The organism is Streptomyces sp. NPDC001709 (assembly GCF_053596375.1).
Window position 1 is genome coordinate 90889 of record NZ_JBSFGB010000010.1, and the last position, 12243, is coordinate 103131.

The following is a 12243-nucleotide window of genomic DNA, read 5'->3' on the forward strand; positions in this document are numbered from 1 at the left end:
GGAGCTTGTCGACATCCTCCACCAGGGCCTCCCCCAAAGGTTGTTGAGAAGAACGGGTAACGGGTGTGGCTACACGTATCCGCGGTCGATCAAGGCGTAGAGATCGTCGTCGCTACGGCCTTCCAGACCTGTTTCCTCCACCGTTTCGGGAGCTTCGGGAGCTTGGGGCGCCTCGGGCTCGAGGAGGGAGAAGAGGTGGTCGGCGAGCGTGTGCGGAGTGGGGTAGGTGAACGCGACGGTGGCCGGCAGCCGCACCGAGGCCACCGCGTTCAGCCTGTTGCGCAGTTCCACCGCCATCGAGGAGTCGAAGCCCAGAGCCTTGAAGGTCTCGGTCGACCTCGCCTCGAGATCGGCGGCCGCCGGACCCGCGCCCTTCGTGGCCAGCAGCGCCGCCGTTTCGGCGCACACGAGCGCGACGACCGCCGACGGCGAGTCCAGGTCCGCCGCCGCGGTGTGCGCGCCCGGTCCGTCCGCCTGCGCGTCGGGGCCGTGCGCGGTGCCGGTGCCGGCGGGCGCCGTCAGCCAGTATCGCTGCCGCTGGAACGGGTAGGTCGGCAGGCCGGTCCGGCGCGGCCGGCCGGCGGCGAACACCGCCCGCCAGTTCACCGGTACACCGCGCACGTGCAGCTCGGCCAGCGACGCCAGGACCTTGCCCAGGCTCCCGTCGTGCTTGCTCAGCGTGCTCACCACCTGGGGCGGACTCGCCAGCGCGTCGGCGGCCTCCTCCATCGCCACCTGGAGCACGGGATGCGGGCTGACCTCCACGAACACGCCACCGCGGTCGTGCATCAGCTTCTCGACGACCGCACCGAAACGCACCGTCGAGCGCAGGTTGTCGTACCAGTACGAGGCGTCGAGCGCGCGGGTGTCGAGCGGTCCTGCGGTGACCGTGGAGTGGAACTCCACCGCGGTCTCCCTCGGCGTGACACCCGCGGCGGCCGCGAGCACCTGGTCCCGGATGCGTTCGACCTGGTGGGAGTGGGACGCGTACTCGATCCTGACCCGGCGTACCCGGACCCCGTCACCGGCCGCCAGCGCGGCGAACTCGTCCAGTGCCTCGAGGTCCCCGGCGATCACCACGGAGGCCGGGCCGTTGACCGCGGCCACGGACAGCCGTCCGGACCACCGCCCGAGCCGGTCCTCGACCCAGGTCAGGGGCGCGGCCACCGCGTTCAGCCCGCCCAGGCCGGCCAGCGCGGTCAGCGCCCGGCTGCGCAGGGCGACGACCCGCGCCGCGTCCTCGAGGGAGAGCGCACCCGCCGCGCACGCCGCGGCGATCTCTCCCTGCGAGTGCCCCACCACCGCGTCGGGGACCACGCCCAGCGACCGCCACAGCCGCGCCAGGGACACCATCATCGCGAACAGCGCGGGCTGGACCACGGCGTCCCCGCGCTCCAGCGACGGCGCCGACTCCGCGCCGGTCACCAGGTCCAGCAGGGACCAGTCCAGCCACGGGTCCAGAGCGCGCGCACACTCGTCGATCGCGCGCGCGAACACCTCCGACTCCGCGTACAGCTGCTTCCCCATGCCCAGCCACTGCGACCCCTGGCCGGGGAACACGAAGACGACCGGGCCCGCGGGCCCCGCGGCCACGCCGCGCACCGCCCGCGCCGCGGCGCCGCCCGCCGCCACCAGGTCGAGGCCGGCCAGTGCCTCCTCGCGGTCACCGCCCAGCACCACCGCCCGGTGCTCGAACGACTCCCGCGTCGACACCAGCGCATGCCCCACGTCGGTCACCGACAGCGACGCGTCGGCGGCCACGAACTCCCGCAGCCGCGCCGCCTGCTCCCGCAGGGCCGCCTCGGAGCGCGCGGACAGCACCCATGGCACCACCCCGGCAACACCTGCGGAGGTCACGTCCCCGTCTGTGGCGGGGAGTTCGGTACGGGCTTCGGGGGCCTGCTCGAGGATCACGTGCGCGTTGGTGCCGCCCATCCCGATCGACGACACCCCGGCCCGCCGCGGCCGGCCCGGCTCGCTCGGCCAGGGCCGCGCGGTGCGGAGGACCTCGAAGTCCGCGTGGAAGTCCGCGATGGCGGGGTTCGGGGAGCGGAAGCCCGGATTCGGGACCAGCTGGGCGCGGTCCAGGCAGAGCGCGGCCTTCACGAAGCCGACGATCCCCGCGGCCGACTCCAGGTGCCCAACGTTCGCCTTCGCCGAGCCGATCGCCAGGGGCCGGCCGCGGCCGGTTTTCCGGAACACCTCGCGCAGCCCGGATATCTCGGCCGGATCGCCGAGCCGGGTGCCGGTGCCGTGGGCCTCGACGTAGTCGACGCCGTCGAACGGGACGGCCGCGCGCTCAAGGGCGGAGAGCACGGTGGCGGCCTGCCCGGTGGGGCTGGGGTCCGGCATCCGGCTGGTCGCCCCGGCGCTGCTGACGCCCCAGCCGCGCACCACCGCGTAGATGTGGTCACCGTCGGCCACGGCGAGGTCGAGCCGCTTCAGCAGGACGAACGCCCCGCCCTCGCCCCGGATGAAGCCGTTGGCCCGCTCGTCGAAGGGGAAGCAGCGGCCGTCGGGCGACAGGGCGCCGAGATTGGCCAGGCCGGCTCCCGCTTCCGGATCGACGATCAGGTGCACGCCGCCGGCGATCGCCATGTCGACCGCGCCACCGCGTATCCGGTCGCAGGTCAGCGCCAGCGACACGAGGGAGGAGGACTGGCCCGAGTCCGCGCAGAAGCTCATGCCGCGCACGTCGAACAGGTTCGAGATGCGGTTCGCGATCAGCGCACCGCTGGAGCCGAGCGCGGCGTAGTGGTCGTCCTGGTCGCTGCCGGACAGCTTGCGCAGCAGGTCGTACCCGGAGGGCGCGGCGCCGACCACGACGTCGACCTCGCGGCCCGCGAGCGCGCTCGCCGGGACACCGGCGTCCTCGACGGCCTCCCAGGCCAGCTCGAGACCGAGCCGCTGCACGGGGTCCATGGCGGCCGCTTCCGCCGGCCCCGCCGCGAAGAAGGCGGCGTCGAACCCGTCGATGGAGTCGAAGAACGAACCCGAGTTCAAGGTGGCGGCGTCCGGGTGGGACGTGTGCTTCGCGTTCGCGTCGGCGGCCCGCTGCTCGGGGAACGTTCCGATGGTCGACTTCCCGTCGAGCAGCAGGCGCCAGAACTCGGCCGGGTTGTGCACACCGGGAAAGCGGCACGACATCCCGATGACGGCAATATCGGTGGCTGCGCCACTCATGCGCATTCCTCCCGGTTCCCTCGGTGTACGGCTCTTACGGGCGGCTGACCTGCGCTCACAGCCAACGGGTCAGCACTTCCTGCAGCTCGTCCGGCGCGTCCATGAAGTCGTAGTGGCCGCCTTCGACCACCCGGAACTCGACCGAGTCCGCGTACCGCCGCCACCCCTGGAGGTCGGCGAGGTCCACGTCCGCGTCGTCCTGCCAGTGCAGTACGACGATGGGGCAGTCCACCGCGACCGGCTCGGTCCGCCGGTACGCACGCGCGGCCGCGGTGTCACGCAGCAGCACCATGAGGCCGAGGTCGACCATGTCCGGCCGCGGCTCGACGCCCCGGCTGCGGACGAACGCCTCCACCTCGGCGCGCAGTTCGTCCTCGGTCATGGTGAGCATGCGGTCGCGCGAGGCGTCGTGCGGGGCCGGCTGGCCCGACACGAACAGGCGGTCCGGGGTGGGCAGGCCGAGTTCGGCGAGCCTGAGCACGGTCTCGTACGCGGGCATCGCGCCGGCGCAGTGCGCGAAGAACGCGAACGGCCGGTCGAGCAGCGGTGCCAGGGGTTCGACCAGGTCGGCGGCGAGCTTCTCGTAGGTGCCGTAGTGGGGGTGCCCCAGCCGGTTCTCGCGGCCGGGGAACTGCACCGGGCAGACCTCGGCGTCGCCGAGCGCGGCCGGCCAGACGCTGAACGCGGAGGCTCCGGATCCGGAGAAGGGGAAGCAGAAGATCCGGGCGGGGTGGTCGGCGGACGGCGGCCGGACGAACCACGGCGACGCGGTGATGGCGGTGCCGGAAGTCATGGCGTGTGTCGTTTCTGGGCGACGATGGGGAGGTGGGTCATCCCGGCGATGAAGTACGACCGCAGGTGCTGCGGTTCGCCGGCGAGTTCGATCGAGCCGAACCGCTGGAGCAGTTCCTCGAAGAAGATGCGCAGGGTCAGCCGGGCCAGCGGCGCGCCGATGCAGAAGTGCGGCCCGAACCCGAAGGCGACATGGCGCTTGGCGTTGCTCCGCGTGATGTCGAAGGTGTGCGGATCGGTGAACCGGGACGCGTCCCGGTTGGCCGAGCCGATCCACGCGACGACCGCCGCGCGCGCCGGGATCGTGCCCCCGGCGATCTGGACGTCGTCCACCGCGTACCGCATGAAGTTGCACGCGCCCGAGGTCCAGCGCAGCCCTTCCTCGACCAGGTTCGGGATCAGGGTCGGGTCCGCCTGTGCCTTCTCGAACTGCTCGGGCCGCTCGACGAGGGCGTGCACCGTGCCCGAGACGGTGTGCGGCGTCGTCACGTTGGCGCCGAGGAGAATGCTGTAGCCGTCGAGGGCGATCTCCTCGTCGGTCAGCGGCACGCCGCCCGCGCGGACGCTCATGAGGTGGGCGAGCAGGGTGTCGTCCTCGCCGCCGGTCGACCGGCGCTGCTTGACCCACTCGGTGACGTAGTTGACCAGCTCGTGGTGGGAGATGGCCAGTGTCGCGGCCTCGCTGCCGACCTGGAAGTGCGGGTCCGAGGGAGCCGTCACCATCGCGGTCAGCTGGACGAGTTCCGCCCAGTCCTTCTCCGGGATCCCCAGTAGTGGACCCGTGACCATCGCCGGGAGGAGCAGCGCCCGCTCGGCCAGGTCGAAGGTCTCGCCGTCGAGCGCCGGCTCCAGGAAGCGCACGATCGTCGCGCGGATCGAGTCCTCCCAGGACTTCACCGCCCGGGCGGTGAGCGGCGAGCCGAGCGGCCGGCGGACCTCGGTGTGCCGCGGCGGGTCGGTGGACGTCAGCAGCTTGCCCGCCGCGGGGTCGTCCACGCCGACGTGGGTGGGTGTCGTGCCGCGCTCGGAGGTGAACTCCCGGTGGTCGCCGAGGACGCGGCAGACGTCCTCGTAGCGGGTCACCGACCAGAACTCCCGGCCGTCGGGGAGGACTTGGTGGTGCAGGGGGGCCTTCTCCCGCATCACGTCCCAGATCGGGTGCGGATCGCCCGAGGTGTAGAGGTCCAGGTCGAACAGGTCGACGCGGTCGAGGTCGATGTCGCGCCCGGGACCCGGCGTCAACCTCACGCCACCGCCCTCCCCTGCTCGATCAGCTCGGCGACCCGGGCCGGGGTCTGCGCCAGGTAGAAGTCGCGCACGGACAGCTTGACGCCGTAGTCCTGCTGCACCCGCTCGATGATCTTGATGCCGGCTATCGAATTGCCGCCGAACGCGAAGAAGTCATCCTCCGGACCTATGTGGCAGTCGAGGTATTCCCCCCACATGTCCGCGACTTCCTGCCCCAGTGACACCGGTGCGCTCGACGGCGCGGCTTGACGTTCCATTGCCAGTCATTCCTTCCTCCACAGGGGCCCTGTGCGCTGTCCCGCCGGCGAGACAAATTCTTCGAATGGCCGATTTGAGTGTGGCGTGCATGCGCGCCCGTTCCCACCGGGTTGGTGGTGGCCCGTGCGCGCCGGCGGACGGGGTTGAGACCGATCCGGCGAGCCCGCATGCTGACTCCTCATCCGTGCCGACGGCCCCGGCGCCGCGCGAGTGCGCGCAGAGCGCACAAAGCCGCCTCGGCGAAGTGGAGTTCGCCGAGGCGGCCGGGGAGGGGGTGAGGAGCGGTGGGGCGAGGTCACACTCGCTTCTTGAAGTTGGCGACCGCCCACACATAGCCGACGACCGTGAGCCCCGCGCACCAGGCGACGGCCGCGATGACGTGGCCGGTCGACGGTGTGGTGCCGAACAGCAGGCCGCGCAGCGTCTCGATGATCGGGGTGAAGGGCTGGTACTCGGCGAACTGCCGCACGCCGGTCCCCATCGTGTGTGCGGGGACGAACGCGCTGCTCAGGAACGGCAGCATGATCAGCGGCACGGTGGCCATGCCCGCGGATTCCACGGTCTTCGCGCCCAGGCCCATGGCGACCGTGAGCCAGCTGGTCGCGAACCCGAGGAACAGCATGAGGCCGATCGCGCCGAGCCACTGCGGGAAGCTCGCGTGCGGACGGAAGCCCATCGCGAAGCCGACGCCGATGATGGCCGCGTCGGCGATCAGGGCGCGCAGCGTCGTGGAGACGACGTGACCGAACAGCACGGCGCCGTGCGAGACGTCCATGGCCTTGAACCGGTTGGTGATGCCCGTCGTCATGTCGCTGTTCACGGCCGCCGCGGTCGGCCCCAGCCCGTACGTGATGGCCATCACGATCAGGCCCGGCACCGCGTAGTCGACGTACTTGCCCTCGACCTTGAAGGCGCCGCCGAACACGTAGACGAACATGAGCATCATCACGATGGGAAACAGGACCGCGTTGAACACGGTGACCGGATTCCGGGTCGTGTGCTTGTAGTTGCGGCGCATCATGATCGCCGCGTCGCCGAACGCCGTCGAGACACTGCTCACGGTGCGACCGCCTCCTTCTCCTTGATCGTGCTCTCGGTGTCCGTGCTGCCGGTGGCCGTGTTGTCGGTCAGGGCGAGGAAGACGTCGTCGAGGTCCGGCGTGTGCACCGAGAACTCCTTGGCGCTGAGGGAGTTCTCGTCGAGCCGGCTCAGCAGGGCCAGCAGCGACCTCGACTCACCGTCGTTGGGCACCCGCAGGATCAGCTCCTCGTCGTCCCGCGTGGAGCCGGGCAGCACCCGCGCCGCCGCGTCGAGGTCGTGGATGTCGGCGAAGCGGAACCGGGCGTGGGTACCGGGGATCTGGCGCTTGAGCTCCTCGGGGGTGCCCTGGGCGACCAGGCGGCCCTGGTTGAGCACCGCGATCCGGTCGGCGAGCTGGTCGGCCTCCTCGAGGTACTGGGTGGTCAGGAAGATGGTGGTGCCCTCGGCCACCAGCTCGCGGACGATCTCCCACATCGTGCGCCGGCTGCGCGGGTCGAGACCCGTCGTCGGCTCGTCCAGGAAGATGACCTGCGGGTTGCCGACCAGCGTCATGGCCAGGTCCAGCTTGCGGCGCATACCGCCGGAGTAGGTCGCCGCCATCTTGTCCGCCGACTCCACCAGGTCGAACCGCTCCAGGAGCCGATCGACCAGCCGGCCGGCCGGGCGCACGCGCTTCAGGTCCGCCACCAGCCGCAGGTTCTCCCGGCCCGACAGCAGCTCGTCCACCGCGGCGAACTGGCCGGTCACGCCGATGGCCGCGCGCACCTGCTTGGTCGCGGTCACCACATCGTGCCCGGCGACCCGCACCGTTCCGGCGTCGGCCTTCATCAGCGTCGTCAGGATGTTCACCGTCGTCGTCTTGCCGGCCCCGTTCGGACCGAGCAGGGAGAAGACCGACCCCGCGGCGACATCGAAGTCGACGCTGTCGAGCACGACCTTGTCGCCGTATGCCTTGCGCAGGCCTGACACCGCAATCGCTGAACTTCTCATGCTTCCACTTCCCTCTCTGGGGCTGTTGTCCCCCTGTCGCGGGCGGACTCCGCTTCGATCACGTCCAGCACCTCGCGGCCGTGGTCGACCAGGTACATGTGGTCGCCCGGAAACTCCGCATAGCTGAATTCCGCCGTGGTCGCGGCCTGCCACTGCCGGGCTTCCTCCGCGGTGACCAGGCCGTCGGAGTCGCCGCGCAGCGAGCAGATCGGCACCGACACCGGTTCGTCGGTGCTCGGGACGTAGGCCTCGTGCATCTCGCAGTCGGCCTGCAGGACGGGGAGGATCAGTTCACGCATCTCCGGGTGGTCGAGGGCCTCGTGCCGGAAGCCCGCGAACTCCTCGACCCTGGCGAGGAACTCGTCGTCCGGGAGGCCCGCCGCCCGCCGCTCGCGCTGGGTCCACGGCCCCGGCGAACCACTGACGACCAGGCGCTCGACGTGCACACCGCGCGTGCTCAGCAGGTGCACCAGCTCGTAGGCGAGCACCGCGCCCAGGCTGTGCCCGAACAGCACGGTGCGCGTTCCCGCACCGAGGTCCGCGACGATGTCGTCGATCGAGCCCTTGGCCGCCTCGACGACATTGCGGTACGGCGTCTCCAGGATCCGCCGTTCCCTGCCGGGCAGTTCGACCGAGGTCACGCGCCAGCGGCCGGCGGCCAGCTCCCGCCACGGGTGGAAGAACGAGGGACCTGCCCCGGCGAACGGCACGCACAGCAGCGTGGCCCGTTCCCCGTGTCCCCCGTGTTCCGCGGATACGCCGGGTCCTGTCACCCTGACCAACCCCCATCATCTTCTCTTGGATCGTTTGCCGAACCAGTTCCGGGACACAGCCGTCCGGTCGCTACGCCAGCTTGGGCTGGACGACCTCGAAGAACTGGGTCACGGGTGCGGGCATGTGCATCTCGTGGTGCGTGGCGTGCAGGTCGTGCACGTGCAGGGAACCGCCGACGTACGGACGCCACAGGTGCGCGTACGACGTGTCCTCGAGCGCCGCGTGGAAATACAGCACGTCGCCGCGGAAGACCGGCGATTCGAAATCCACCATGAGGGACGTGTTGTTGGCCATCACCTTCGACATGGTGTCCAGGAATCCTTGACGGTTTCCCATGCGGATGTACTGGCTGAAGTCGTCCTCGAGCTCGGCCCGGTAGTCCTCCGAGTCCTTGTCGGCGTGTACCTGCCTGAACCCGTGGCCCCCGGGCTGGGCGTCCAGGATGGCCACGAGGGAGACCTCGTGCCCGCGCCGGTCGAGTGCGTCCGCGACGGCCTGCACGACCGTGCCGCCGAAGGACCAGCCGATCAGGTTGAAGGGCCCTTCCGGCTGGATCTTCAGGATCTGGGTGACGTAGTCCTCGATCATCTCCTGCGCGGAGCCCGCGAGCGGCTCCACGCCGTCGGAGCCACGGGACTGCAGGGCGTAGGCCGGCCGGTCCTGCAGATGGGCGGCGAAGCTGTAGTACGCCCAGCCCAGCCCGCCCCCTCCGTGGAAGAACCACACCGGCGGCTTGCCCGTACCGGGATCGCTGTTGAGGGGCAGCACGACCGCGAACGTGTCGGCGTCGTCGGCGGGCACGCCGCCGGCGAGCATCAGCGCGGCCAGCTCGGCCACCGTGGGGTACTTGATGATCGTCCTGATGGGGATGTCGATGTCGAACTGCTTGCGGAGCCGGACGCTGAGCCGGGTGGCCAGCAGCGAGTGCCCGCCGAGCGCGAAGAAGCCGTCGTCGATACCGACCTTCTCCAGGCCGAGCAGCTCGCCGAAGAGGGCACACAGCTCTTCCTCGTAGGCGTTGCGCGGCTCTCGGCCGACCACGGTCTTCGTGTCCTCCGAGGGCAGTGCTCGTCGGTCGAGCTTGCCGTTCGAGGTCAGCGGAATCTCCGCCAGCGGGATCACCGTGGAGGGCACCATGTAGTCCGGCAGCCGCTCGTGCAGGTACGCGGACAGCTCACCGGTGTCGACCGTGACATCGGGCTCGGGCACCACATAGCCGACGAGGCGCTTGTCGCCCTCCTGGTACTCGCGCACCAGGACCACCGCCTGCGCCACGCCCGGGTGTCCGGCCAGCGCGTGCTCGATCTCGCCCAGCTCGATGCGGAAACCGCGGATCTTCACCTGGGAGTCGGCCCGCCCGACGTACTCCAGCCGGCCGTTCCTGCTCCAGCGGACCAGGTCGCCGCTGCGGTACATGCGCTCACCCGGCTCGCCGTAGGGGCAGGCGACGAACCGTCCCGCGGTCAGGCCCGGCCGGCCGTGGTAGCCGCGGGCCAGGCCGTAGCCCGCCACATACAGCTCCCCGGTCACGCCGGTGGGCGTCGGCTTGAGGTTCGTGTCCAGGACGTAGGCGCGCAGGCCCGGGACGGCCGGGCCGATCACGCTGGCCTTGCAGCGGGCGGCGGAGTGCTCGTCCAGGTCGACGCGGGTGACGTGCACGGTGGTCTCGGTGATGCCGTACATGTTCACCAGCACCGGCGCGTCGGAGGCGTGGCGTGTGTACCACTCGGCGAGGCGGCCCAGGTCGAGGGCCTCGCCGCCGAACACCACGTACCGCAGCGCCAGTTCCTGGCCGGGCGCCTCGGCGTCGGCCTGGACGAGCTGGTAGAAGGCCGAGGGCGTCTGGTTGAGGACGGTGACCCGCTCGCGCGCGAGGAGCTGGAGGAAGTCGGCCGGGGAGCGGGAGACGTCGTAGGGGACCACGACCAGGCGGCCGCCGTACAGCAGCGGCCCCCACAGCTCCCACACCGAGAAGTCGAAGGCGTAGGAGTGGAAGAGGGTCCACACGTCGTCCGCGCCGAAGGCGAAGTCCTCGGTGGCGGTGAAGAGCCCGACCACGTTGTGGTGCGGGATCAGCACGCCCTTGGGGCGGCCGGTCGACCCGGAGGTGTAGATCACGTACGCCGGGTGGTCGGGGCGCAGGGCCGTGCGGCGCTCGGCGTCGGTGAGGTCGGCGGCCTCCTCCTCGGCGAAGGCCCCGGCCTGGTCGAGGTGGACCTGTGGGAGGTCGTGGTCCAGGCCCTGTGCGGTGCCGTTGGTGCTGGTGGTGACCAGCAGGACCGGCTGGGCGTCCTGGACGATGTAGGCGATGCGGTCGGCCGGGGAGTCGGGGTCGATGGGCAGATAGGCGCCGCCCGCCTTGAGCACCGCGAGCAGCGCGACGACCAGGTCGGCCGAGCGCTCCAGGCAGATCCCGACCAGGGACTCGGGGCCCACGCCCTGGGCGACGAGGTGCCGTGCGAGCCGGTTGGCCCGGGCGTTCAGCTCGCCGTACGTGAGCGAGGCGCCGTCGCAGGTCACCGCGGCCGCGTCCGTGCGCCGCGCCGCCTGCCGCTCGAACAGCTCGACCAGGGTGACCTCGGGGATGTCGTTGCCGGCGGCGTTCACCTCCGTCAGCAGCCGCTGCCGCTCCTGGTCGCCCAGCACGTCGACGTCTGCGACGCGCAGGCTCGGATCGGCGGCCAGCTGCTCCAGCACCCTCACGAGCCGGGCCGCGATCACCTCGGCCGAGTCGCGGTCGAACAGCTGGGTCGCGTACTGGAGGTCGCCGCGCAGCGCGCCCGTCTCGTCCACGGTCAGGCTGAAGAACAGGTCGACCATGGCGGTCGACGGGATGGCCTGCTCGAACGTCACCTTGAGGCCGGGGACGTCGAGGTCCGGCTTCTGGTAGCTCTGCCAGGCGAACATCACCTGGAACAGCGGCTGGTACGACGCCGAGCGTTCCGGGTTGATGGCCTCGACCAGCAGGTCGAACGGCACGTCCTGGTACTCGTAGGCGGTCAGCGCCTTGTCCCGCACCTGTGCGAGCAGGTCGACGAAGGTCGGGTTGCCGGAGAGGTCCGCCCGCAGCACCTGGGTGTTGACGAAGAAACCGATCAGGTCGGCCAGCGCTTCGTCGGTCCGCCCGGCGATCGGGCTGCCGATCGTCAGGTCGTCACCGCCGCCGAGCCGGCGCAGCAGCACCGCGAGCGCGGCCTGCAGGACCATCGACATGCTCGAACCGCGCTCGTCGGCGAGCTTCTGCAGTCCGGCCGCCACGTCCGCCGGCACCGCGAGGGGGATCGTGTCGCCGTGCGAGTTCGCCTCCGCGGGCCGCGGGCGGTCGAACGGCAGGGTCAGGGGCTGCGGCACCCCGTCCAGTTCCTTGCGCCAGTACTCGACCTGCGCCGCGGCGAGCGAGTCCGGATCGGTGACGTCGCCGAGCACCTCGCGCTGCCACCGCGCGTACTCCTTGTACTGCACGGGCAGCGGCTCCCACTGCGGTGCCCGGCCGTCCTTGCGGGCGGTGTAGGCGTGGATCAGGTCCCGCATCATGGGCGCGCTGGAGCTGCCGTCCGAGGCGATGTGGTGGACGACCATGACCAGCACATGTTCCTGCGGGGAGCAGCGCAACAGGCTTGCGCGCAGGGGGAGTTCGGCCGACAGGTCGAATCGGTGCGCTACGGCCTCCTCGATCGCGCCGGTCAGGTCCTCGGGCGCCACCTCGGCCACCCGCAGTTCCGGCGCTGCCTCCGCCGTCGGCAGGAGCCGCGAGTAGGGCTCACCGGCGTCGTCCGTCGCGTACGTGGTGCGCAGGATCTCGTGCCGGTCGACCAGGTCGTGGACCGCCGCGCCGAGGGCGTCCTGGTCCAGGGCTCCGGTCAGCCGGAACGCCGCCGAGATGTTGTAGGTCGCCGCTCCCTGTTCCAGCTGGTGCAGAAGCCACATCCGGCGTTGGGCGAATGACAGCGGAATCAT

Annotated in this window: 8 protein-coding genes; all 8 read right to left on the reverse strand. The window is 71.0% G+C overall.

The features are described from left to right. Nucleotides 1-69 precede the first annotated feature (69 nt). The 8 genes from ACWC0C_RS17540 to ACWC0C_RS17575 all read right to left on the reverse strand — a co-directional run bounded on the left by ACWC0C_RS17540 (nucleotide 70) and on the right by ACWC0C_RS17575 (nucleotide 12243). A complete protein-coding gene (locus ACWC0C_RS17540) occupies nucleotides 70-3183 on the reverse strand; it encodes a type I polyketide synthase (RefSeq protein ID WP_450864745.1) in 3114 nt (1037 codons plus the stop codon). Between the two features lie 55 nt (nucleotides 3184-3238). Further along, nucleotides 3239-3976, reverse strand: coding sequence for a thioesterase II family protein (locus ACWC0C_RS17545; protein ID WP_450864746.1), 738 nt, complete (start codon nucleotides 3974-3976; stop codon nucleotides 3239-3241). Beyond that, nucleotides 3973-5223 carry a cytochrome P450 gene (locus tag ACWC0C_RS17550; protein WP_449195631.1) on the reverse strand — a complete coding sequence of 417 codons (1251 nt, stop codon included), beginning with the start codon at nucleotides 5221-5223 and terminating at the stop codon, nucleotides 3973-3975. Before ACWC0C_RS17550 ends, ACWC0C_RS17545 begins: the two co-directional genes overlap by 4 nt. Next, a complete protein-coding gene (locus tag ACWC0C_RS17555; protein ID WP_450864747.1) occupies nucleotides 5220-5480 on the reverse strand; it encodes an acyl carrier protein in 261 nt (86 codons plus the stop codon). Before ACWC0C_RS17555 ends, ACWC0C_RS17550 begins: the two co-directional genes overlap by 4 nt. A gap of 296 nt (nucleotides 5481-5776) precedes the next feature. Next, nucleotides 5777-6541: an ABC transporter permease gene (locus tag ACWC0C_RS17560; RefSeq protein WP_449195633.1), complete on the reverse strand. Its 765-nt coding sequence runs from the start codon at nucleotides 6539-6541 to the stop codon at nucleotides 5777-5779. Next, nucleotides 6538-7512: an ATP-binding cassette domain-containing protein gene (locus tag ACWC0C_RS17565; protein ID WP_450864748.1), complete on the reverse strand. Its 975-nt coding sequence runs from the start codon at nucleotides 7510-7512 to the stop codon at nucleotides 6538-6540. Before ACWC0C_RS17565 ends, ACWC0C_RS17560 begins: the two co-directional genes overlap by 4 nt. Then, on the reverse strand, nucleotides 7509-8222 hold the full coding sequence (locus tag ACWC0C_RS17570; protein ID WP_450864749.1) for a thioesterase II family protein: 714 nt from the start codon (nucleotides 8220-8222) through the stop codon (nucleotides 7509-7511). Before ACWC0C_RS17570 ends, ACWC0C_RS17565 begins: the two co-directional genes overlap by 4 nt. 133 nt (nucleotides 8223-8355) lie before the next feature. Continuing rightward, entirely contained in the window at nucleotides 8356-12243 is a 3888-nt protein-coding gene (locus ACWC0C_RS17575; protein ID WP_450864750.1) for a non-ribosomal peptide synthetase, read from the reverse strand.